This is a genomic window from Amycolatopsis sp. NPDC059027 (assembly GCF_042739735.1).
Classification (GTDB): Bacteria; Actinomycetota; Actinomycetes; order Mycobacteriales; family Pseudonocardiaceae; genus Amycolatopsis.
In genome coordinates, this window is the sequence record NZ_JBHYIK010000065.1 from 16,845 (window position 1) to 37,985 (window position 21,141).

Annotated in this window: 24 protein-coding genes; 7 read left to right on the top strand and 17 right to left on the bottom strand. The window is 69.7% G+C overall.

What is annotated here, in order from left to right:
• Positions 1-75 precede the first annotated feature (75 nt).
• Together ACFWY9_RS34540 and ACFWY9_RS34545 are read right to left on the bottom strand one after the other, a co-directional pair.
• Complete coding sequence (locus tag ACFWY9_RS34540) at positions 76-837, bottom strand: ABC transporter permease (RefSeq protein WP_378340836.1); 762 nt, start codon at positions 835-837, stop codon at positions 76-78.
• Positions 834-1,775 (bottom strand): ATP-binding cassette domain-containing protein, encoded by a 942-nt coding sequence (locus ACFWY9_RS34545; protein WP_378330143.1) that lies wholly within the window; start codon positions 1,773-1,775, stop codon positions 834-836. Before ACFWY9_RS34545 ends, ACFWY9_RS34540 begins: the two co-directional genes overlap by 4 nt.
• A gap of 173 nt (positions 1,776-1,948) precedes the next feature.
• On the opposite strand from ACFWY9_RS34545, the gene ACFWY9_RS34550 reads away from it, so the two are divergent.
• From ACFWY9_RS34550 to ACFWY9_RS34560, 3 genes are all read left to right on the top strand, one after another.
• A complete protein-coding gene (locus ACFWY9_RS34550) occupies positions 1,949-3,139 on the top strand; it encodes a cytochrome P450 (protein WP_378330144.1) in 1,191 nt (396 codons plus the stop codon).
• Between the two features lie 39 nt (positions 3,140-3,178).
• Positions 3,179-3,394 (top strand): ferredoxin, encoded by a 216-nt coding sequence (locus ACFWY9_RS34555; protein WP_378330145.1) that lies wholly within the window; start codon positions 3,179-3,181, stop codon positions 3,392-3,394.
• An 85-nt stretch (positions 3,395-3,479) separates the two neighbouring features.
• Positions 3,480-4,109 carry a class I SAM-dependent methyltransferase gene (locus ACFWY9_RS34560; protein WP_378340837.1) on the top strand — a complete coding sequence of 210 codons (630 nt, stop codon included), beginning with the start codon at positions 3,480-3,482 and terminating at the stop codon, positions 4,107-4,109.
• Between the two features lie 6 nt (positions 4,110-4,115).
• On the opposite strand, the gene mtnA is transcribed toward ACFWY9_RS34560, so the two are convergent.
• Positions 4,116-5,078, bottom strand: a complete 963-nt coding sequence (gene mtnA, locus ACFWY9_RS34565; protein WP_378330147.1) for an S-methyl-5-thioribose-1-phosphate isomerase — start codon at positions 5,076-5,078, stop codon at positions 4,116-4,118.
• Between the two features lie 94 nt (positions 5,079-5,172).
• Complete coding sequence (locus ACFWY9_RS34570) at positions 5,173-5,955, bottom strand: hypothetical protein (protein ID WP_378330148.1); 783 nt, start codon at positions 5,953-5,955, stop codon at positions 5,173-5,175.
• 297 nt (positions 5,956-6,252) lie between these two features.
• Here ACFWY9_RS34570 and ACFWY9_RS34575 point away from each other — a divergent pair, with 297 nt between their 5' ends.
• Positions 6,253-6,621 carry a RidA family protein gene (locus ACFWY9_RS34575; protein WP_378340860.1) on the top strand — a complete coding sequence of 123 codons (369 nt, stop codon included), beginning with the start codon at positions 6,253-6,255 and terminating at the stop codon, positions 6,619-6,621.
• A 9-nt stretch (positions 6,622-6,630) separates the two neighbouring features.
• On the opposite strand, the gene ACFWY9_RS34580 is transcribed toward ACFWY9_RS34575, so the two are convergent.
• The 7 genes from ACFWY9_RS34580 to ACFWY9_RS34610 form a co-directional block, all read right to left on the bottom strand.
• The gene (locus tag ACFWY9_RS34580; RefSeq protein ID WP_378340838.1) at positions 6,631-7,425 is read right to left on the bottom strand and encodes a PIG-L family deacetylase; all 795 of its coding nucleotides are present in this window, start codon (positions 7,423-7,425) and stop codon (positions 6,631-6,633) included.
• 48 nt (positions 7,426-7,473) lie between these two features.
• A complete protein-coding gene (locus ACFWY9_RS34585; protein WP_378340839.1) occupies positions 7,474-7,911 on the bottom strand; it encodes a hypothetical protein in 438 nt (145 codons plus the stop codon).
• Positions 7,912-7,939: 28 nt separating this feature from the next.
• Positions 7,940-8,533, bottom strand: coding sequence for a TetR/AcrR family transcriptional regulator (locus tag ACFWY9_RS34590; RefSeq protein WP_378330151.1), 594 nt, complete (start codon positions 8,531-8,533; stop codon positions 7,940-7,942).
• Between the two features lie 428 nt (positions 8,534-8,961).
• On the bottom strand, positions 8,962-9,921 hold the full coding sequence (locus tag ACFWY9_RS34595) for a helix-turn-helix transcriptional regulator (RefSeq protein ID WP_378340840.1): 960 nt from the start codon (positions 9,919-9,921) through the stop codon (positions 8,962-8,964).
• An 82-nt stretch (positions 9,922-10,003) separates the two neighbouring features.
• Complete coding sequence (locus tag ACFWY9_RS34600) at positions 10,004-10,492, bottom strand: flavodoxin family protein (protein WP_378330153.1); 489 nt, start codon at positions 10,490-10,492, stop codon at positions 10,004-10,006.
• Positions 10,489-11,391: an RNA polymerase sigma-70 factor gene (locus ACFWY9_RS34605; RefSeq protein ID WP_378330154.1), complete on the bottom strand. Its 903-nt coding sequence runs from the start codon at positions 11,389-11,391 to the stop codon at positions 10,489-10,491. Before ACFWY9_RS34605 ends, ACFWY9_RS34600 begins: the two co-directional genes overlap by 4 nt.
• An 8-nt stretch (positions 11,392-11,399) precedes the next feature.
• Positions 11,400-12,542 carry an NAD(P)/FAD-dependent oxidoreductase gene (locus tag ACFWY9_RS34610; protein ID WP_378340841.1) on the bottom strand — a complete coding sequence of 381 codons (1,143 nt, stop codon included), beginning with the start codon at positions 12,540-12,542 and terminating at the stop codon, positions 11,400-11,402.
• A 291-nt stretch (positions 12,543-12,833) separates the two neighbouring features.
• Here ACFWY9_RS34610 and ACFWY9_RS34615 point away from each other — a divergent pair, with 291 nt between their 5' ends.
• Complete coding sequence (locus tag ACFWY9_RS34615) at positions 12,834-13,631, top strand: GNAT family N-acetyltransferase (RefSeq protein WP_378340842.1); 798 nt, start codon at positions 12,834-12,836, stop codon at positions 13,629-13,631.
• A gap of 53 nt (positions 13,632-13,684) precedes the next feature.
• Positions 13,685-13,909, top strand: coding sequence for a translation initiation factor IF-1 (infA, locus tag ACFWY9_RS34620; RefSeq protein ID WP_378340843.1), 225 nt, complete (start codon positions 13,685-13,687; stop codon positions 13,907-13,909).
• 87 nt (positions 13,910-13,996) lie between these two features.
• Here infA and ACFWY9_RS34625 read toward each other — a convergent pair whose 3' ends face one another.
• The 6 genes from ACFWY9_RS34625 to araD all read right to left on the bottom strand — a co-directional run bounded on the left by ACFWY9_RS34625 (position 13,997) and on the right by araD (position 20,379).
• Complete coding sequence (locus ACFWY9_RS34625; RefSeq protein WP_378340844.1) at positions 13,997-14,458, bottom strand: phage tail protein; 462 nt, start codon at positions 14,456-14,458, stop codon at positions 13,997-13,999.
• Positions 14,459-14,490: 32 nt separating this feature from the next.
• Entirely contained in the window at positions 14,491-15,051 is a 561-nt protein-coding gene (locus ACFWY9_RS34630; RefSeq protein ID WP_378330159.1) for a dihydrofolate reductase family protein, read from the bottom strand.
• A gap of 28 nt (positions 15,052-15,079) precedes the next feature.
• A complete protein-coding gene (locus tag ACFWY9_RS34635; protein ID WP_378340845.1) occupies positions 15,080-15,787 on the bottom strand; it encodes a dienelactone hydrolase family protein in 708 nt (235 codons plus the stop codon).
• Positions 15,784-16,683, bottom strand: a complete 900-nt coding sequence (locus ACFWY9_RS34640) for an arginase family protein (protein ID WP_378330161.1) — start codon at positions 16,681-16,683, stop codon at positions 15,784-15,786. The genes ACFWY9_RS34635 and ACFWY9_RS34640 overlap by 4 nt, the downstream gene beginning before the upstream one ends.
• Positions 16,684-16,721: 38 nt before the next feature.
• Entirely contained in the window at positions 16,722-18,536 is a 1,815-nt protein-coding gene (locus ACFWY9_RS34645; RefSeq protein WP_378340846.1) for a VanW family protein, read from the bottom strand.
• A gap of 124 nt (positions 18,537-18,660) precedes the next feature.
• On the bottom strand, positions 18,661-20,379 hold the full coding sequence (araD, locus tag ACFWY9_RS34650) for an L-arabinonate dehydratase (protein WP_378340847.1): 1,719 nt from the start codon (positions 20,377-20,379) through the stop codon (positions 18,661-18,663).
• Between the two features lie 104 nt (positions 20,380-20,483).
• Here araD and ACFWY9_RS34655 point away from each other — a divergent pair, with 104 nt between their 5' ends.
• On the top strand, positions 20,484-21,140 hold the full coding sequence (locus tag ACFWY9_RS34655; protein ID WP_378330164.1) for a GntR family transcriptional regulator: 657 nt from the start codon (positions 20,484-20,486) through the stop codon (positions 21,138-21,140).
• Position 21,141 lies beyond the last annotated feature (1 nt).

Here is a 21,141-nt window from a genome sequence, read left to right on the forward strand (position 1 = left end):
CGTAGCCGCCTCGGCGAAAACGCTTCGCCGAGGCGACCGCACGACGGCCGGCGGCCTGGCACAAGCCGGTCGAGGTCACCCTCGCTTGGTGAACTTCCGCCGCGCCCACAGGTAACCGATCAGCATCAGCCCGACGCACCAGGCGATCGCCGCGATCGCCGGGCCCGCCGACGGGGTGCCGGCGAGGAGCCCGCGCAGGGTTTCGATGATCGGGGTGAACGGCTGGTACTCCGCGAACTGCCGCACGCCGGCACCCATTTTGTCGGCCGGTACGAAAGCGCTGCTCAAGAAGGGAAGGAGGACGAGCGGGATAATACCGAAGTTCGCGGTTTCCGGTGTCTTCGCGGCGAGACCGAGCGCGACGGTCAGCCAGCCGATCGCGAGCAGGGTCAGCACGATGATACCGATCACGCCGAGCCACTCGGGGAAACTCGCGGCCGGCCGGAATCCCATCACCAGCGCGAACGCGATGATGAACACGATCGCCGCCAGACTCCGCAACATGCTCGCGATCACGTGCGCGCCGAGTACCGCGGTCCTGGACACGTCCATGATCCGGAGCCGGTTGATGATCCCGGTCGCCATGTCCGCGTGCACGGAAACGGCCGTCGGGCCGACCCCGTAGCCGATGGTCATCATGATCAGTCCTGGTGTCGCGTAATCGACGTAGTTGACGCCGACGCTGAACGCGCCGCCGAATACGTAGACGAACAGGAACATCATGATGATCGGGAAAAGGATGGCACTGAACAGTGTCATGGGATTCCGCACGGTGTGCCGGAAATTGCGCTGGAACATGGTCGCGGAGTCGGTCAGGGAAGCGGTGATGGCGTTCATTTCGCTACCTCTTTGCTCGCGCGGCCGGTCAGTGCGAGGAAGACGTCGTCGAGATCCGGCGTGTGCACGGACAATCCCTCGACCTCGACCGAGTGCCGATCGAGCCGGTCGAGCAGTGCCCGCAACGATTTCACGTCGCCGTCGCCGGGTACGCGCAGTGTCAGTGCGTCATCGTCCCTTGTGGACTCGGGCAGGGCCCGTGTCGCGACGTCGAGTTCGTACAGGTCGAGGAACCGCAGTTCGACATGGCTGCCGGGCACCTGGCGCTTGAGCTGATCGGCGGTGCCTTCGGCGACCAGGCGGCCCTTGTCGAGTACGGCGATGCGGTCGGCGAGCTCGTCGGCCTCGTCGAGATACTGGGTGGTGAGGAAGATGGTCAGGCCGTCGGCGACCAGTTCCCGGATGATCTCCCACATGGTGCGGCGGCTGCGCGGATCGAGTCCCGTCGTGGGCTCGTCGAGGAAGATGATCCGCGGCCTGCCGACCAGCGTCATGGCCAGGTCGAGCTGACGGCGCATGCCGCCGGAGTAGGACGCCACCGGCTTGTCGGCCGCTTCGACCAGGTCGAACCGTTCGAGCCAGCGGTCGGCGACGCGCTTGCCCTCCGTCTTGGGCAGGTGATGCAGCGCCGCCATCATCAGCAGGTTCTCCGTACCGGTGAGGAGGTCGTCCACCGAGGCGAACTGCCCGGTGACGCCGATCGCCGCGCGCACCGCCTTGGTTTCCGTGGCGACGTCGTACCCGGCGACCGTCACCTTCCCCGCGTCGGCCGTCAGCAACGTGGTCAGCACGTTCACCGTCGTGGTCTTCCCGGCGCCGTTGGGGCCGAGCAGGGAGAAGATCGTGCCGGCCCGAACGTCCAGATCGATACCGTCGAGCACGGTCTTGTCTTGGTAGGCCTTTCGCAGCCCCGAGGCCGAGATCGCTGAACTGTTCATGGCGACCACGATCGCGGACCGGCCTGATACGGAGCAGTTACCGCACTGATACGGCCCCTGATACGGGCCCGGTCCTGCGGCGTCTTCGCGGTTGACCGGAGGCAGGTCCCGCGTTGTAGTATGTAAGCAGGTGCTTACAAACAGGACCTTTCGACATTCCGGGAGTTTTCGCGATGACCACCACGCAGAGCGAACCGCTGGCTTACCCGTTCAACGAGGAGGAGGGGCTGGCACTGAACGAGGCCTACGCGGCGGCGCGCGAGGCCGAGGGGATGATCCGGGTCCGGCTGCCCTACGGCGAACCGGCCTGGCTCGCGACCCGGTACGCCGACGCGCGGTTCGTGCTGGGGGATCGGCGGTTCTCCCGCGCGATGGCGGTCGGGAAGGACTACCCGCGGACGTCGGCGGGCACCCGGGACAGTGGCATCCTGTCGATGGATCCGCCGGACCACACGCGGCTGCGCACGCTGGTGGCCAAGGCGTTCACGATGCGCCGGGTCGAGACGCTGCGGCCCCGGGTGCGGGAACTCGCGGCCGAGCTGATCGCCGGGATGAAGGATGCCGGGGCACCGGCCGACCTGGTCGAGGACTACGCGCTGCCGATCCCGGTCGCGGTCATCTGCGAGCTGCTCGGCGTGCCGACCGCGGACCGGCCGAAGTTCCGGGCCTGGAGCGACGCGGCGCTGTCGAGCAGCGGGCTGACCGCCGAGGAGTTCGACGCCAACCGCGAGGAACTGCGCGAGTACATGGCGGGCCTGATCGCCCAGCACCGTGCCGAGCCCGCCGACGACCTGATGACCGCGCTGATCGAGGCCCGCGACGTCAAGGACCGGCTGACCGAGCTGGAGCTGATCGACCTGTGCGTCGGCATCCTGGTGGCCGGGCACGAGACCACCGCGACGCAGATCCCGAACTTCGTCTACGCGCTGAAGGAAGTGCCCGCCCGCTGGGAGAAGCTGGTCGCCGAGCCGGAGCTGATCCCGACCGCGGTCGAGGAGCTGATGCGCTTCGTCCCGTTGGGCGCGGGGGCGTCGTTCCCGCGGTACGCCACCGAGGACGTCGAGGTGGGCGGTGTGCTGGTGCGGGAGGGGGAGCCGGTGCTCGTCGCGGGTGGTGCGGCGAACCGGGACGCGCTGATGTTCGACGACGCGGACAAGCTCGTCTTCGACCGGCCCGACAACCACCACCTCGGGTTCGGCCACGGCGTCCACCACTGCCTCGGCGCGCCGCTCGCGCGGCTGGAACTGCAGGAGGCGCTGGCCGCGCTGGTGCGCGAAATGCCAGGGCTGCACCTCACCGGCGATATCGTGTGGAAGACGCAGATGCTGGTGCGGGGCCCGCGGTCGATGCCGATCGGCTGGTGAACGCATGAGTGACGCTCGCGAGCGAATCGAGGACATCGCATGAGCTGGAACGTCGAGGTCGACGGGAACACGTGCATCGGCTCGGGGATGTGTGCCGCGCTGATGCCCGAACTGTTCGAACTGGACGGCGCCGTGGCCCACCCGCTGGCCGAGCGGGTCGATCCCGGCGAAACCGTGCTGGACGCCGCCGATTCCTGTCCGGCGATGGCCATCACGGTCACCGCCGGCGGCGAGGTGGTGGGCCCCCGGCCGTAGGCGGTGCACCCCGGAAGGTCACCATGGGGAGTGAGAACGTCCTCATGGTGACCTTCGGGTACGCCACGACCGGAACGGAGCAGCCGTGGCCCATCTCGAATCCGCCGCCGAGGTGTACGACGCGCTCGGCACGAAGTACGAACACGCCTTCCGTGACTGGCCGGAGCGGCTGAAGACCGTCGAATGGCTGCTCGGGAACCTGCCGAGCGGGGCGAAGGTGCTGGACGTCGGATCGGGGACGGGGCGGCCGACGGCCGAGCTGCTCGCCGCGGCGGGCCACGACGTCACGGGCTGCGACGTGTCACCGAAGATGATCGAGATCGCGCGGAGCCGGGTGCCCGCCGCGCGGTTCGAACTGGCCGACATGCGTTCGCTGGCGTATCCGGCAGGGACCTGGGACGCCATCGTGGCGTTCTTCTCCATGCTGCAGCTGACCCGGTCCGAACAGGACACCCAGCTGGCCCGGTTCGCCGAGTGGCTGGCGCCGGGCGGCCACCTCGCCTTCGGCACCGTCCCCGGCGACGCGGACGACATCGTGGGCGGGTTCATGGGGCACACCTTCCGGTCGAGCACCTATCCGGCCGAGGTGTTCGCGGCGCGCCTGGCCGAGGCCGGGCTGGACCTGGTCTACGAGCACCGCGCGCGGTACACGCCGGATCTGCCGGGCGCCGAGCCCGAGGACCAGGTGTTCCTGATCGCCCGCAAGCCCTCCTGAGAAGGCTCAGCCGAAGCGGCCGTGTTCGGTGACCACGGCCGTGATCAGCGAAGCCGGGGTGACGTCGAAGGCCGGGTTGAACACCGGCGCGCCGGCCGGGGCCACCACCGTGCCGCCGAACTCCGTCAGCTCGGCGGCGTCGCGTTCCTCGATGACGATCTCCTCGCCACTGCCCAGCGAAGTGTCCACAGTGGACGACGGAGCGACCACGACGAACGGGACGCCGTGGTGCCGCGCGGCGATCGCCAGCCCGTAGGTGCCGATCTTGTTCGCGACGTCGCCGTTGGCCGCGATCCGGTCGGCGCCGACGAGCACGCAGTCGACCATCCCGCGTGCCATCGCCGCGGCGGCCGCGCCGTCCGGCTGCACGCGGTAGGGCACCCCCGCCCGTTCGAGCTCCCACGCGGTCAGCCGCGCACCCTGCAACAGCGGCCGGGTCTCGTCGACGAGCACGGATTCGACCAGGCCGCGGTCCTGCAGATGCCAGACCACGCCGAGCGCGCTGCCCCAGGCGACCGTGGCGAGGCTGCCCGCGTTGCAATGGCTCAGCAGCCGCAGCGGACGGCGCGGGCAGGCGGCCAGCACGATCTCGGCGGCGTGCGCGGAGGCCGTGCGGTTGAGTTCCTCGTCCTCGTCGAGGATCGCGAGTGCCTCCAGCAGCACCGCGTCGGCGCCCTCCGGCAGCTTCGCCAGCGCCCGCTCGACACCCCAGCTCAGGTTGACCGCCGTCGGCCGGGCGCCGGCGATGCGCTCGGCCTCGGCCCGCACGTCCTCGCCCGACCGGGCCACCAGCGCCACCCCGAGCGCGCCCGCCGCGCCCAGCGCCGGAGCGCCCCGGACCGCGAGCCGCCGGATGGCGTCGATCAGCTCGTCCGCGGTGCGCAGGGTGAGCGTGCGGAACTCACCCGGCAGCGCGCACTGGTCGATGATCACGATCGCGTCTTCGGCCCAGTCGATGGTCCTGCGCACGAGCACCCCCGCATGTCCAGTGGTCGATCACGACCCCGCCGTCATGCCCATCTTGTCGTGGTTCCGCGCCCTTCGCGATCTCCTCGACAGGGCTTTACCTCGGCGCCGGGGTCGAAGACCGAGTGCGCCGCGGGAGGATGGCGACGACTCCGGCGAGCACGGCGAGCGCCAGGCCCACCACCTGCGTCAGTGTTCCGGCGAAGGGAAGTACGTCCGACGGCGTGCTCAGCCGTCGGCCCGACTCCGGATTCATGAACGCGGTCAGCACGAACGTCAGTGAAAGCATCATGCTCAGCTCGATCATGGCGTTGCCGGGAAGCACCGCGACCAGGATCGCCAGGACCAGGAACAGAATCGGCCCGGGCCCGTCCCAGTTGAAGCCTTCGGGCGCGGCGTCACCGACGGCGTCGAGCAGCAGGCCGGCGAACACGAGCGTGACAGGGACGCGGCGGGGGTTGTGCGAGCCGAGCGGCGCGACCCAGGGTTCCGGACGGGTGCGGTGGTTGTGGACGATGGCGAACAGGCCCGCCACCGCGGAAATCGCGAGGCCGGCGAGCATGACGATGTTGCCAGCGACGACACCACCGCGTGGGTCGGCGAGGTTTCTCAGCAGGTTGCCGCCGGCGAGGCCGCCGATGGTGATCCACAGCGACAAGGCGATCGCGGCGGCCGGTGCCCAGTTCGAACGCCGGTCCAGCAGCACGATGGCGGCGGCGCCGAGCACGTAGAACAGTCCGGGCGGGAAACCGAAGCCCTTGAACATGGCGGGCGCGGAGATCCATTGCACGATCAGCCCGGCGGCGCCGACGAGCTGACCGCCGACGGTGAGCGAGGTGGGGACGGAGAACCGGCGGTGTGGTGCGGTGAGTGTGGTCATGCCCACAGCGTTTCGCGGATCCGGGCGGGTGGCGTCGGCCCAGCTACGGCACCGCGGCTACGTAGCCGTGCGTACCGGTGGCCATGACTACGCTCGTCGCGGTATCCCGCGGGCGCCCCGGATATCCGGTGGCCGGGCATGGTTCGCCACCGCGAGGATGCGGCCATGACCATCGAACGCCACACTGTGCCGTTTGTTACCAATCCGACCACAGTCACGGCTATCCAGCTTGCGTAGCAACGGTTACATGATGCCCGGCGTCCGCCTACTTTTGGTCGGATTAGTAACCTGCCGGGCCTGCATGCCACGCCCGGATACCACCACGTCACGATCACCGAGGCGCGGCGCACGGTCTATCTCGCCGGGCAGTGCCCGCTCGACGCAGACGGCCAGGTGGTGCGCGGTGACGTGCTGGCCCAGACCGATCAGGTCGTGGCCAACACCGCCACCGCGCTCGCCACCGCCGGAGCGACTCCCGAAGACGTCGTCCGGACCGTCATCTACGTCGCCACCGAGGAACGCGAAGTGCTCTCCGCGGTGTGGGCCCGGCTCACCGCGTCCGGGATCGGCACGGCCTTCAGCACGGCGAGCACCCTGCTCGGGGTCGCCCGGCTCGGCTACCCGGGCCAGCTCGTCGAACTCGACGTCACCGCGGCGCTGCGCTGACCCCCTCCCTCACAACCCCGCCATGATGTCGGTCTCGGTGATCCCCGGCCCCTGACCGGCACGGATGAACCACTCCGTGCCGAAGGCGTGCGCGAAGCCTTCGTCGGGCATCGCGAGGAAGAACGACTCCTCGGGGATCTGGCTCGCGTGCGCCCGCATCGCGGCCCGCTTCGCGTCGAGATACGCCGTGACGTCGACCGCGCCGGTGATCACCGCTTCCGGCTTGCCGAAACTGTCCTCTTCGGACACATCCGGCAGCGCCTCCTTGGGGATCAGGCCCTGTTCGATCGCGGCCTCGATGCCCTTGCGCATGTGATCGGCGTTGTTCGTCGCCTCGTACACCCGCGACGTGCCCGCGAGCTCGGCCGCGCGCATCCCGACCCGGTGCACCTGGATGTGATCGGGGTGCCCGTAGCCGCCGTTGTCGTCGTACACCGTCAGCACGTCCGCCTCCTCCTCGCGCAGAATCGCCGCGAGGCGTTCGGCGGCCTCCTCGACCGGGGCCGTCCAGAACGAGCCCTCGTGCTCGTTGGTGGGCTCGCCCATCATCCCGGAGTCGCGGTAGCCGAGGAACTCGACGCGTTTGACGCCGAGCACCTCCGCCGCCGCGTGGGTCTCGCGCACGCGGCGCTCCCACAGTTGTTCACCCTCGGCGAGGAATCCCTCCGGGACCTCGCCGACTTCGCCCCGGGTCGCGACGACGAGCACGACCCGGTGCCCTTCCTCGGACGCCTTGCGCATCACGCCGCCGGTGACGATGCATTCGTCATCGGGATGGGCGTGGAAAGTCACCAGTGTGGCCATACGAGCGAATCTACCGGCTCACCCCGACAGAAAACGCTCGCGGAATGCTCAGGCGGGCGTCTTCGGTTTGGTGAACCACCCCGCGTAGGTCAGGAGCAGGCCCATCGCGGCCAGGAGACCGAAGAAGACGCGGGCGACGAGGGTCGCGGCCGGGGAGAGCAGCGTCGCGTCGACGCCCGACCGGATCGCGGAAGGCGTGGCGATCAAGAGGAATCCCCGGACGGCGACGAACCAGCCGAACAACGAGATGGTGACCGCGAGCGGACCGCGCCAGCTGCGGTGCCCGCCGATGACGACCAGTCCGCCGCCGAGCATGAGGGCACCGAGCAGCCAGACCAGGACGGGCTGTGCGAACAGCTCGTCGACGAGCCCGATCAGCGCGGGCAGGCGGATCGCGTAGACGATGGTGAAGGTGGCGACGTAGGGACCGATGACGCGGGCGAACGCCCGGGTGCGCTCCTGTGCCGCGAGGGTGGCGGTAGGCACTTTTCCGTCCTTGTCTTCCGGTGCCGGGTCACTCCCCGGCGGGATGTGGTGTGCCGGGCCGGTACCCGGCCTGGTGGAGCACCGCGCGCAGGAATCGCTCGACGTCGGCGGCGGTGCTGGTGTCCGGTCGCACGGCCAGGTGCTGCCAGATCGCGCCGGTGAGCAGGTCCAGCAGGACCTCCGGGTCGCTGTCCGGCGGCAGCTGCCCGCGGTCGCGGGCCTGTGCGAACACCTTCTGGCGAGCGCGGTCGCGATCGGCACCGAACAGGTCGTGGTACGCGCGGGCGAGTTCGGGGTTGTCCTCGATCGCGCCGTAGACGCGCCGCAGGAGGCGCCGCTGCCGCGGGTCGGCGAGCAGGTGCGCCCAGCCGGTCACCAGGTGCTCGACGTCGCGGATTTCGGGCGTGCGCGGGGGATTCCCGTAGGCGCTCTCCACGGTGGCGATCAGCAGCCGGGTCTTGTCCGGGAACCGCCGGTACACGGTGGCTCTGGTGACTCCGGCGCGCCGGGCCACCTGCTCGATGCTGGTCGCCTCCGCGCCGCGTTCGATCAGCAGCTCCAGCGCGGCGGCCAGGATGGCGGCGTCGGCTTCTCTGCTGCGCGGACGGCCTGCGGTGCTCACGTTGATTACAATACAGTACAGCTCTGTATTGTAAAGAGGTTGTGGCCGGGAGGCCGGGCACCGAGGGACGCCCTGGGTGCGTTGAGTGCGACGAGGGCGTCCCTCGGTGCGTCAAGCGCACTGAAGGCGTCCCTCGGCACCCCGGCCCCAGCCTGGGGAGAGGCAGCGAAGCGGGGTTGCGTTTTTCGGCTGGTTTCCGCGCTGCCCAGGGCGAAGGCGGTTCGTTTCGAGTGCTGTTCCTGGCAGGCCGGGACGGCAGGATGAGGGGGTGGCCGGAAGGCGTCCCGGTCATCGCCAGGGTGAGGCGACCAGGACCTTGTCGGTCTCACTCCGGGAAGGCCCTACCCCCGCCCTCCCGCCATGTTCGAGGGGCGGTCTCCGGGAGCGCCCCCACCGTCCGGAGCCCGCCCCTCACCGTCCCGCCGGGGTCAGGAGGCGGCGCGGCACAACGTCCGGTACGGCGTGCAGCCATGCGTGGTGCGGTAGTACCGCGCGAAGCGGCCGGGGTGGAAGAAGCCCCAGCGGGCGGCGATCTGGGTGACGGTGACGCCGGTGGTGGGATCGGCCGCGAGCAGTTCTCGGTGTGCCTGGTGCAGACGGACGGTGCGGAGGTAGCCCATCGGCGTGGTACCGCTGCGGTGGAAGGCGTACTGCACCGCGCGGATGGTGACGTGCGCGGCCGCGGCGATGTCGGCGACGCTGATGTCGTTGTGCGGATGGTCGTCGATGAACGCCATGGCACGTCGCAGCGTGGCCGAGTGGGCGTCGTGCCGGTCCTCGATGGTCGGGTCGGTCAGCGCGGTACTGGGGAAGGTGGCCAGGATGGTGGCCGCCAGCAACTGCGGTGCCGTGGAGGCGATCAGCGGACTCTCCCGCATCACCGGGTCGGCCGCGACGTGCTCCCGCAGGAAGATCATGGTGCGTAACAGCTGGTGCCCGGCGGCGGGGGAGACGGGCCGGTAGCCGGTCAGCCGCACCGGGGTGTCGACGCGGCCGGGCGAGGGCGCGGCCACCAGGGACAACAGCGACGGCTCCAGCGCGGCGACACTGAACCGCGCTTGGCTCTGGCGACCCGCGTACGGCCGATCGGGCTGGGCGACCAGGAACACCTCGCCCACGCCGTGACTGTCCCGCACGCCCTCGGTTTCCACATACGGGAAGGAGCCGGATTCCACCCCGAACAGGGCGAGACGGCCCAGCGGCTCGACGGCGTAGTCGGCGTCGAAACCGTAGTCCGCCTGGTCGAGACTGATCGGTCCCAGCGGATTCTGGTCGGCCAGAAAGCTGTTCCGCGCCGGAGAGCGGATCCTGAAGCGGATCGACGCGTAGCTGCGGGCGATGAACTCTTCGATCTCGTCCAGGTCGTGGCTCTCGAAGTCGTGTCCCATGATGCCCCCGCCGAAGGCCAGGTTGTCAGCTTGCCCCGGAACGGCCCGGATCGGTAGGGGAGCGGTGATTTCGGAAAGCGCTCTACGCGGATGGCGGGCAGGACCGATGCTCCATACGGGCGCCCAGCCGCTCGGCGAACGCGCGCGCGGCGGCCAGATCGGCGGGGCCGGGCCGTCCCTTGCGGATACCGCCGACGAGCCGGAACGGAAGGTAGGTGTCGAATCCGCGGCACAGGAAGGTTTCGGCCACCTCGAAGCCTTTTCGCTCGAGAACCCGCCCGAGGCCGCGGGTGTAGGGCCGGAACCCTGGTTCCGGCAGACCACTGGTGGCGAAGACGAACGCCGTGCGCCAGTCCCTCTCCGGGAGGGAGCCGACGAACCGGCGCAGCCGGGGATGGAAGTCCATCGTGAAGATCCCCGAGCCGAATCCGACAAGGTCGTAACCGGCGAGCTCGGCCACGTCGACCTCGTCGGGGGTGACAACGGGAGCGTCGAGGACCCGGCCCATGACGTCGGCGATCCTCTTCGTGTTGCCATGCGACACGGAGGTGCACACGATAACGGCCTTCATGACGATTCTCCTTGCGCTTTCTCGGAAATTCGGGTGTCGAGAGGACGGAGCACGTCGGCGGTACGCAGCTTGTCGGGGTTGCGGACCGCGTACAGCCCGGTGATGCGATCCCCGGTCAGTTCGACCATCAGCACCGAGTCGAGCCGCCCGTCGGCGCCGGAGCGGAACAGGACCGCGGGCAGCGCGTTGAAGCTCCCGAACTCGATGTCCATGTCCGCCATGCTGTTCCGCGCGAGCCCGACGAGATAGCGGGCGACCGGCGCGGCACCGGAGATCGGGCGGCGGGCGGCGGTGACCCGGCCGCCGCCGTCGGAGATCTGGACGACGTCGGGCGCGAGCACGTCCATCAGGGTCTGGACGTCGCCGGTGCGGGCGGCCGCCAGGAACCGGCCGATCACCGCCTGGCTGGTCTCGTCGTCGGGCTGGAAGCGCCGGCGCCGGGCGTGCACGTGTTCGCGGGCCCGATGCGCGATCTGGCGGACGGCGGTGTCGCTCTTGCCGATCATGTCCGCGATCTCGACGAGGCTGTGGCCGAACACCTCGGACAGCACGAACACCGCCCGCTCGGTGGGCCCGAGGGTTTCCAGCACGAGGAGCATGGCCATCGACACCGACTCCGCCAGCAGGAGGTCATGACTGGCGTCGTGGTCGGTGCGGATCGGTTCGGGCAGCCAGGTGCCGACGTAGTCCTCGCGGCGGCGGCGCACGGTCCGCAGCCGGTTCAGTGCCTGCCGCGTGACGATCTGGACGAGATACGCGCGAAGGTGCGTCACCTCGTCCGAGTCGACGTCGCACCACCGGAGGTAGCTGTCCTGCACCACGTCCTCGGCGTCGGCCGCGCTGCCGAGGATCTCGTAGGCGATCGTGAACAGCAAGGGCCGCAACTGATCGAACGTCATCTGCGCGTTCATCGGATCGCGGCCCTCGCGTGCACGGCCGAGGTGCCGCTGGGAAGCCATCGGTAGGCCCGCGGGAAGCGCATCGCGGTGATGGTGAAGCGGCACACCCGTTCCTTGAGCACCGCGGCGGCCCGTCCGGACAACGTGAATCCCCGGGGGCTGTCGTCCCGGTACGTCGCCTGGATGAACCCGTCACGCCGGCCGAGGCTGATCCCCTGTCCCGCCATGCCGATCGACACCGGCGCCGGTCGTTCGCCCCTGATCAGCGCGAGCACCGTGTCGGCACCGTGGGCGCCCATGGGCATCGCCGCCTGACAACTCATCCGCAGATGATCCCCGACCTGTCCGGGTGGTGCGACAGCGTCACCGGCGCCGACGATCCGTTCATGCCCCGGGCAGACCAAGGTGTCGTCGGTGCGCAGCCGGCCGTCGGCGGTCACCGGCAGGCCGCTGCGCAGTGCCAGGTCCGGTACGTCGAACGAACCCGCCCAGACCGTGCAATCGCTGGACAGCCCGCCGGTGCCGGTTTCGACGCCGTCGGGGCGGACCTCGGTGACCCGGAGCCCGGTGCGCAGCCGGACCCCGGCGTTCGCGAGGCGCCGTTCGATGCTCGCTCGGCTCGGCTCGGGCAGCCACGGGGCGACCGACTGCGAGACCAGTTCGACACTCGACGACGGGTACCGGTACGCGATTTCGGCGGCGCTCTCGATCCCGGTCAGCCCGCCGCCGACCACCACGACGCGCGCGCCCGGCGGCAGTAGCCGCAGCCGCCTCCGCAACGACTCGGCGCCGTCGAGATCGCCGATACTCCAGGCGTTTCCGGACCCGGCCGGGCCTCGGGCGGCCGTGCTGCCCACGGCGTACAGCAGGTAGTCGAACTCGAGCGAGCCACCGTCTTCGAGGCCCACCGAACGCTCCGCGATCGCGTTCACCTTGCCCACCCGCAGCCGCACGCCACGACGCAGCAGATCGCTCAGCGGACGTTTCGCGTCCGATCCATCCGCCGCGTGCTCGTGCAACCGGACGCGTTCCACGAACTCCGGTCGCGGATTGACCACCGTCACGTGCACTTCCGGCTGTCCCGCCGCCGCGAGCCGGTTCGCGGCCATCACGCCCGCGTAGCCCGCGCCGACCACCAGCACCCGTGTCATCACGTCCACCTCCGATCGGATCGTCCGTACACTTCGTGGACACCGCCCGGCCGGAGACCGTGACAGCGGGGAGCTGTGGTCACGGTCACAACGACCTGTCGGCGGAAAAAGGGTTGTGCGCGGCGGGGCGCGGACGGTTAGCTTTGCGGCGGACTGTGACGACCTACGAGGAGGTGAGACCCGTGAACGCTGTAGCGATGTGGGTGCTCCCCCTCGTCAAATCACGGTCGGGCGACTGACGTAGGTGTCGCCGGGAGCGCCTCGACAAGGCAATCCCGAAAGGCGACATCCATGAACTCTGTGCATTTCACGTCGGGCACCGGCGAACACGCCGTGGTGCTCACGCGGGTCGGCGAGCGGCAGTGGCACGCGCTGGAGAACGACCGGGTGGTCGGTCGCGGCGAGGCTTCGCGCAGGCCCGACAGCCGGCTCTTCCTCAGCATCGACGCGTGGCACGGCGTGGTCTTCGACCACCTCGCCGAGGCCATGCTTCCCGAACTGCCGAAGCCGCTCTACACCGTGGTCGACGAGGCCGACCACGATTTGACGTCCCACTGGGAGCGAGCCGGGTTCACCATCCGGCGTCGCGAATGGGAATACCTCGTGCCCACCGATCCTCGGGTCACGGGACTCGGCTCGGTGGAACCACCGGCAGGCGTGACGATCGCGGGCCTCGGCGAGGCGGCGGAGGACCCGCTGCGCGAGCTGGATCGCGCGATCCGCGACGAAGTCGAGGCCACGGTCGGCTGGCAGGAGATGCCGGCCGAGGTACTGCCCCGTCCGGAGGGCGTCACCGTGCTGGACCCGTCGAGGTACGCGGTGGCGGCACAGTCCGGGCGCTACGTGGGACTGGTCCGACTGGGGCCGATGACCCGGCGGCCCCGGATCGGGCTGATCGCGGTGCTGGCCGACCGGCACCGCCGCGGTATCGCCATGGCGCTGCTCGCGGACGTGCTGGGCCGGCTGCACCGGCGCGGGATCGAAACGGCGTCGGCCGATGTCACCGAGTCCAACGATGCGGCCGTGGCGCTCTTCGAGAGCGTCGGTGCTCGCCGGGGGAACAGCAGCCTGGAGCTGGTGCTCCGCTGATCTCCGGCGCGACGCGTTCGTTTCCTTCCCCGCCTCACAGATCGGAAAAACACATGGCGAAAACAGCAGGGGGCATCGAAGTCGAGGGCACCGTCGTCGAGTGCCTGCGCAATGCCACCTTCCGGGTGGAACTCGAGAACGGGCACAAGGTCCTGGCCCACATCAGCGGCAAGATCAGGAAGAACTACATCAAGATCCTGCCGTTCGACCGAGTGCTCCTGGAGCTCAGCCCCTATGACCTCACCCGCGGCCGGATCCTGTTCCGGTACCGGAACTAGCTTTTCGTAGCGGCAAAGTTCTCGGTGCGGGAGGCCGTCGTCAGGGTTCAGGCCCTGGCGGCGGCCCCCGGTGTCCTAGCGCGTGGGTCAGTATTCGTTCTTGATGACGAAGTAGGAGCCGCGGATGGTTCCGGCCAGCTTCGACTTCTGCCGGGCGAACTTGAACGAGGAGAGTTCCGCGGGGATCTCCATCCCGTCGGAGAGCTTGAATCCGACCGCCCGTTTTCCGGAGTCTTCGAGGGTGTACATCACGTTGATCGACAGGCCGTTCTCGTAGAAGACGTAGGCCATCCGGATGTTCTCGACCTGGAACTCGGTCGCTTCGAGCGGGCGGGAGGAAATGACGATGTCGCGCTCTTCCTTGAGGATCCGGTGCACCCAGTCGACGGTCGGCGTGGCGTCGCTCGCGGGCTCGACCGTGAAGACGTGGTCGTACTTGTTCTTGAAGTACCGGGCTTCGTTCGCCCGCAGGCCGGCGAGTGCGTCCGCGACCGGCGACGACTCCAGGCCGACGGTCGATACGGTGGCGAAGTCGACGGCATAGGACATGGCGAATCCCTCCGGATACGGGTCGGTCGGACTCAGCGTATGCGCTGGTGGCGGAGGTAGACCACTCGGGAGCCCACGGTCCGGGACTCGATCAGCCGCAGGTCGAGGCGGTTCGCGAGAGGCGGGAAGTACGGAGTGCCGCCGCCGAGCACGACCGGGTTGACGAACTGGCGGTACTCGTCGATCAGGTCCTCGGCGATGGCGGCCGCGGCCAGGTTCGCCCCGCCGATGGACACCACGCCCTCGCCCGGCTGGTCGCGCAGCCTGCCGACCTCGGTCGCCAGGTCGTCGGTGGCCAGGCGTGCGTTGCCCACCACCGAGGTCAGCGTGCGGGAGAACACCACCTTCGGGATCCGCCGCCAGATCCGGGCGAACTCCAGCTGCGCCGCGTCGGACATGGTCTGCTCGGCGGTCTCCCAGACCAGCATCGTCTCGTACAGCCGCCGTCCGCACAGGTAGCCCGCGAGGTGCCGGGTCTGCTCGACGTGGAAGTCGAACAACTCCGCCTCCGGGGCACCCCAGTCGATGTCGCCGTCCGGAGCGGCGATGAAGCCGTCCAGCGACACACTCATCGAACAGATCACCGGCAGCATCGGGTACTCCTGTCGTCGATCATGGTGGTCACCTGGCGCTCGGCAGGGTTCGCCGGAGGAACTCCGTGGTCAGGTCCCAGGCTCGCGCGGCGGCCCGCGGGTGGTGGAACATCGGGGCGACACGGTTGTGGAAGGCGTGCCCGGCGTCTTCCTGGACGTGGATCTCGGCGCCGGGGTGTGCGGCGACGGCCTCTTCGACGAGCCGGACGTCCGAGCGAGGGATGTACGGGTCCTGGCCGCCGAAGTGGAACTGGATGGGGCAGCTGATCCGGTCCAGCTCGGCGATCTGCGCCGGCACGGTCGAGCCGTAGAAGGACACCGCCACGTCGGGATCGGACTGGGCCGCGGCCGCGAACGCCAGCGCACCGCCGAGACAGAACCCGAACACCCCGGCCCGGCCGTCGACCTCCGGGAGCGCGCGGAGGTGGGCCAGCGCGGCGAGGACATCCGAGACGCCCTTCCCGGGGTCGAAGTCGCTCATGATCTTCATCGACGCCGCGACGCCTTCCTCGTCGTGGGCCGAGGACCAGCCAGGGGCGAACCGCCAGAACAGTTCCGGCACGGCGACGACGTACCCGAGATTCGCGAGGTCGGCCGCGACCGACTTCAGGTAGTCGTCGAGGCCGAAGATCTCCTGGACCAGCACGAGCCCCGGACCCCGGCCGGATTCGGGCAGCCAGATCGGCAGGCCCGCGGTGCCGTCGGCGAGACCCAGCTGGTCGGTGCGTGTGCTCAAGACGTGCTCCCTGGTCGGAAATCGGTGAATGCCTTGACAAGGACGTCGTGCACGAGCCGGGCCTGGCGGCCGTCGGGGTCGAGGTCGGGATCGAACACGGTCAGCTCGAACCCGGCCACGCCGGGCAGCGCGAAAAGCCCGCGCAGCAGCGCGATGAGCGTTTCCGGGTCGAGACCGCCGGGATCAGGACTGTCCACTGCGGACACATACTCCGGGTCGAGCACGTCGATGTCCACGTGTACCCAGAAGCCGTCGAGACCCGAGAACGTCTCCCGCGCAGCGGAAAGTGCCTCGCCGACGCCGCCCGCCATGAGCGATTCGCTGGCGACGGCGCGAATCCCGGCCGCGCGGACGTCGCCGGATTCGCGTTCCCGTACGCCGAGCACGACCACGTTCTCGTCCCGCACGTACGGCCGCAGGCCGTCGATGTCGGCGAGATCCGGTGCGCCCCGCCCGGTCATGATCGCCAGATCCTCCCCGGCCGCCGCGCCGACGTGCGGGGAGTTCTCCAGGCTCCGGAAGTCACTGTGCCCGTCGAGGTACGCGATGCCGTACCGGCCTTCGCGCCGCAGCGCCAGCGCCGCGGCGAGCGCGATCGAGCAGTCCCCGCCCAGCACGACGGGAAAACCGCCGCCGGCGCGGACTTTCGCCAGCCGTGCGGCGAGCGCGCGGGTGTACGCGGCGATGGCGGCCGAGTTGCGGACGCCGTCACCGGGCTCCCAGGTGGACAGATATCGTCCCGGCGTCACCACTCCGGCGTCGGCGGCGCCGAGCGCGGCGACGATCCCGAGGTCCCGCAGGACCCCGGGTGTCTTGTAGCAGCCCGGTACGGCGCCGTCGGCCGGTGGGCGCAGGCCCAGGTTCGACGGCGCGTCGAGCACGACGAGATTCCCCATGGCCGCCACCCTAGCGACGGCCACCGACAATTCCCGGGTTACTGGTCGCCGCAGGTGATCTTCGGCGACGGGTCGTACTTCACGGTCCTGGTCGAGCGGCTGACCTCACGGCCGGTCGCGGCGTCCTTGAGCACGCGCGTGTCGCTGGTGGTGAACCCGGGGCCACCGCTGGACGGGTGGCAGTTCTGCTTCGGCCCTGCCCGCTCGAACGGCGGAGTCTCGTTGGTCCGGCCGCCGGGGATCGACTCGACGGTGTACCGCTTGGTGCCCCACAGTTTCACCGTGATCGAGGACGGCGTCCAGATGGTCTGGATCGCGACGCCGTTCGGGCTGTCGTTGGTGAACTTCAGGTCGATCACGCTGGACCCGTTGGGGTTCTGGAACACCGTCGCCTCGCGCCCGGCGGGATAGCGGCTGATGTAGTAGCTGTGTTCCTTGTGCCCGGCGTCCTTCATACCCGAGAAGTACGACGCGTTGTACAACGTGGTCGCGAACTGGGAGATGCCGCCGCCGATCTCGCGCGCGGGAGCGCCGTTCTCGATCACGCCCGCCTCGACATACCCCTGCGGCGCCCCGCGCGGGCCGGTGTAGCCGTTGAGGCTGAAGGTCTCGCCAGGTTTCACGATGGCGCCGTTGACCTTCTCGGCGACCACGCGGATGTTGGTCCCGGAGTCCGCGGCGAAACCACCGGTGGTGAACTCGCCGATGACCTCCTTCACGCCGAGCTGGTTGGCCTGGTCGGTGGTCACCTTCGCCGGAGCGTTCTTGTACAGCGCGGCGAGCTCGCGGCCGTCTTTGCGCTTGAGGACGTCCGGCAGCGGTTTGAGGCTCGGGTCCCAGTCGATCGTGCGGCCGTCCACGGAGGGCTCGACAGCGGGTTTGCCGCCGTCGAACACGATCTCCGCGTCCTTGCCTTCCTTCTCCGTGGACTTCAGCTGCGGCCCGGCGGCCTCGACGATCTTCGCGTTGTCGACCTTCGGGTTCAGCATGCCGCCCTCGCCCGGTTCGAACGTGATCGCCGACGCGATGGCCTCCGGCTTGACCGTCGCGTCCTTGCCCTCGCCCTTGACCACGACCGGCGAGGCGACGGCCGGGGCGGCGAACGTGTCGAGCGCGGCCTGGACGCCCTGCGGCGTGGTCCGCACCGCCTTGGTGGTCACCGGCAGGTTCATCGTCTGGCCGCCCGCCCAGTGCGTGAGGATCTGCTGCGAGGCGGCGGCGACGTCGAGCTGCTGGCCCGGCTTCGGCATGACCGCGACCGGCTTCGCGCCCTCGAAGCGCACGGTGCCCTCGGCGGATTCGCGGTCGACGCGGCCGCGCAGATCCTCCAGCGCGGCACCGAGCTTGCCCTCGTCCGCGTGCGTGACGACGCCGACCTCGCGCGTACTGAACAGCGAAGCGAGCCGGGTGAACGGGTTGAGTGGCTGGTCGCCGGCCTGGTCGAGCGTGGCGGGCCAGTCCAGCCGCAGCCCGGCGATGGTCGGCGACAGCGTCGACTGGACATCACCCGCGGTCACCGCGAGCGGCCGGGTCAGCCGCGGTTCGATCGTGCCCCGCAGCTGCTGTTCGGCCTGTTTGCGGTCCAGCCCGCCGACGTCGACCCCGGCCACCGTGACGCCCCGGGGGACACTGCCCTGGCTGGCGATCAGGTCGATGGCGTAGACGACCACGAGCAGGCCGAACAGGCCGCCGACGATCCAGCCCGCCTTGCGCAGGCCAGGGCGTCGTCGCGGTGTGGTCGCCCGCGCGGCGGGCTCGATGACCTCGGTGGCCTCGGCCCGCTCCGGCGGGACAACGGGGAGAACGTCCGTCTGCTCGCCATGCGATTCCGGCCAGCGTGGTTCGTGCGGCAACTTTCCACCCTCCAGCCCGGCGCCGGGGTTGCGCCGCTGACGCGATCACGATAACGGGCCTTCGGACAAGCCTGACGACTCGCCCGTACGGGGGACAAAACGGTCACACTTAAGGGTGGATGGATCACCGCGGGTCAGGTTCGGGAGTATGCCCCAGCCGGGCGAGAAAGTCGAAATCGCAGCCCTTGTCCGCCTGCGTGACGTGCTGAGCGTAGAGCGCCCCGTAGCCGCGTTCATAACTCGGTTCCGGCGTTGTCCACGCAGCTCGACGCCGATCCAGTTCGGCGTCGTCGACCTCCAGCCGCAGCGTCCTGGCCGGCACGTCAAGAGTGATCCGGTCGCCGTCGCGGACCAGCGCGAGCGGGCCGCCCGCGGCCGATTCGGGCGCGACGTGCAATACGCACGCTCCGTAACTGGTGCCACTCATTCGTGCATCGGAAATCCGGACCATGTCGCGTACGCCGCCGGCCAGCAGCCGGTCGGGGATCGGGAGCATCCCGTACTCGGGCATCCCCGGCCCGCCGAGCGGTCCGGAACCCCGCAGCACCAGGACCGAATCCGCGGTGACGTCCAGTCCCGGGTCGTTGATCCGCCGCTTGAGGTCGGCGTAGTCCTCGAAGACGACAGCGGATCCGGTGTGGGTGAGCAGGTGGGCCTCGGCGGCGATGTGCTTGATCACCGCGCCGGACGGCGCCAGGTTGCCGCGCAGGACCGCGACGCCGCCTTCGGGAGCGATCGGGTTGTCGCGCGGCCGGATGACGTCGTCGTTGTGCACCCGCGCGGTCGCCAGCGTCTCGCCGAGCGTGCGGCCGGTGACGGTCACGCGGTCGAGATGCAGCAGGTCGGTCAGCCGCGACAGCAGCGCGGGCAGCCCGCCCGCGTAGTAGAAGTCCTCCATCAGCCACGCGCCACCGGGCCGGATGTTCGCCAGTACCGGCGTCCGCCGCGCGATCACGTCGAAATCGTTCAGGCTCAACGGGATCCGGCTCCGGCCCGCCATCGCGATCAGGTGAATCACGGCGTTGGTCGACCCGCCCAGCGCGAGCACGGTGGTGACGGCGTCGGCGTACGCGCGCTCGTCGAGCACGCGGCCGATCGTCAGGTCCTCCCAGACCATCTCGACGATCCGGGCGCCGCTGGCCGCGGCCATCCGGTGATGCGCGGAATCGACGGCAGGGATCGACGCCGCGCCCGGCAGCGTCAGGCCGAGCACTTCGGCGGCCGAGGTCATCGTGGACGCGGTGCCCATGGTCATGCAGTGCCCCGGCGAGCGGGCGAGACCGCGTTCGAGCTCCGACAGTTCTTCGTCGCCGATCAGCCCGGCACGCCGGTCGTCCCAGTACCGCCACATGTCCGTGCCGCTGCCGAGGACCTCGTCGCGCCAGTGCCCGCGCAGCATCGGCCCGGCGGGGACGAAGATCGCCGGGAGCCCGGCGCTCGCCGCGCCCATGAGCAGTGCCGGGGTCGTCTTGTCGCAGCCGCCCATGAGCACCGCGCCGTCGATCGGGTAGGAGCGCAGGATCTCCTCGGTCTCCATGGCCAGGAGGTTGCGGTAGAGCATCGGCGTCGGTTTCTGGTACGTCTCCGACAACGTGGCGACCGGGAACTCCAGCGGGAAGCCGCCCGCCTGCCACACCCCGCGTTTGACCTGCTCGGCGCGCTCGCGCAGGTGCATGTGGCACGGGTTGATGTCGCTCCAGGTGTTGAGGACGCCGATCACCGGCTTGCCGAGGTGCTCGCCGGGGGAGTAGCCGAGCTGCCGGGCGCGGGCGCGATGGCTGAAGCCGCGCAGGTCGTCGCCGCCGAACCAGCGGTGGCTGCGCAGTTCCTCCGGAGTCTTCATGTGCGGTACGGTATCTGATATACGAAGCGTGTCGCATAACGTCGTCACAGCCTGGCTGGTTAGATTGACGGGATCTGCGAAGACCTGCCGATGCGGAGTGGCCGATGCCAGGGACGTTCAGCCTGCCCGCCTCCCGGACCGAGGTGGTCCTGGAGGAGATCCGGCGCGGCATCCTCAACCAGGAGTTCAAGCCGGGGCAGCCGCTGGTCGAGGCCGAGCTCGCGCAGCGGCTGGGCGTCTCCAAGACCCCGGTGCGCGAGGCGCTGAAGGTCCTGTCGAACTCCGGGCTCGTCACGTTCAGCCCGTACAAGGGCGCGTCGGTGAGCATTGTCGACGCGGAACTCGCGCGGTCGGTCTACGACGTCCGCACGGTGCTCGAACCCGAGGCGGTGCGCCGCGCCGTCGAGCGGCGTGAACCGGCGCTGTTCGAGGACGCGGCCGAGGCGCTCAAGGAGGCGTCGGCGGCGATCGCGGACAAGGACCACGCCGCGCTGAGCCTGCTCAATCGGCGGTTCCACCGCGCGCTCTACCAGGGGTGCGGCAATCCGCTGATGGTGTCGATCCTCGACGACCTGCGGGACAGGGCGGCGCTGATCAGCGTCATCGGCTGGGAGGCGAATCCCAGCTGGCGCAAGGAATGGACCGAGCACAAGGCGGTGCTCGCCGCGGCGCGGAAGGGCGACGCCGACGGCGCGGCCGACCTGTTGCGCAAGCACGTCGGCGGGTTCCTCGACCGGGTGCTGAAGACGCTGGACGAGTGAA

Excerpts from the sequence above, each read along its gene's own strand:
- ACFWY9_RS34540 (WP_378340836.1), bottom strand. The coding sequence starts at position 837 with ATGAACGCCATCACCGCTTCCCTGACCGACTCCGCGACCATGTTCCAG.
- ACFWY9_RS34545 (WP_378330143.1), bottom strand. The coding sequence starts at position 1,775 with ATGAACAGTTCAGCGATCTCGGCCTCGGGGCTGCGAAAGGCCTACCAA.
- ACFWY9_RS34550 (WP_378330144.1), top strand. The coding sequence starts at position 1,949 with ATGACCACCACGCAGAGCGAACCGCTGGCTTACCCGTTCAACGAGGAG.
- ACFWY9_RS34555 (WP_378330145.1), top strand. The coding sequence starts at position 3,179 with ATGAGCTGGAACGTCGAGGTCGACGGGAACACGTGCATCGGCTCGGGG.
- ACFWY9_RS34570 (WP_378330148.1), bottom strand. The coding sequence starts at position 5,955 with ATGACCACACTCACCGCACCACACCGCCGGTTCTCCGTCCCCACCTCG.
- ACFWY9_RS34580 (WP_378340838.1), bottom strand. The coding sequence starts at position 7,425 with ATGGCCACACTGGTGACTTTCCACGCCCATCCCGATGACGAATGCATC.
- ACFWY9_RS34595 (WP_378340840.1), bottom strand. The coding sequence starts at position 9,921 with ATGGGACACGACTTCGAGAGCCACGACCTGGACGAGATCGAAGAGTTC.
- ACFWY9_RS34600 (WP_378330153.1), bottom strand. The coding sequence starts at position 10,492 with ATGAAGGCCGTTATCGTGTGCACCTCCGTGTCGCATGGCAACACGAAG.
- ACFWY9_RS34605 (WP_378330154.1), bottom strand. The coding sequence starts at position 11,391 with ATGACGTTCGATCAGTTGCGGCCCTTGCTGTTCACGATCGCCTACGAG.
- ACFWY9_RS34610 (WP_378340841.1), bottom strand. The coding sequence starts at position 12,542 with ATGACACGGGTGCTGGTGGTCGGCGCGGGCTACGCGGGCGTGATGGCC.
- ACFWY9_RS34615 (WP_378340842.1), top strand. The coding sequence starts at position 12,834 with ATGAACTCTGTGCATTTCACGTCGGGCACCGGCGAACACGCCGTGGTG.
- infA (WP_378340843.1), top strand. The coding sequence starts at position 13,685 with ATGGCGAAAACAGCAGGGGGCATCGAAGTCGAGGGCACCGTCGTCGAG.
- ACFWY9_RS34625 (WP_378340844.1), bottom strand. The coding sequence starts at position 14,458 with ATGTCCTATGCCGTCGACTTCGCCACCGTATCGACCGTCGGCCTGGAG.
- ACFWY9_RS34630 (WP_378330159.1), bottom strand. The coding sequence starts at position 15,051 with ATGCTGCCGGTGATCTGTTCGATGAGTGTGTCGCTGGACGGCTTCATC.
- ACFWY9_RS34640 (WP_378330161.1), bottom strand. The coding sequence starts at position 16,683 with ATGGGGAATCTCGTCGTGCTCGACGCGCCGTCGAACCTGGGCCTGCGC.
- araD (WP_378340847.1), bottom strand. The coding sequence starts at position 20,379 with ATGAAGACTCCGGAGGAACTGCGCAGCCACCGCTGGTTCGGCGGCGAC.
- ACFWY9_RS34655 (WP_378330164.1), top strand. The coding sequence starts at position 20,484 with ATGCCAGGGACGTTCAGCCTGCCCGCCTCCCGGACCGAGGTGGTCCTG.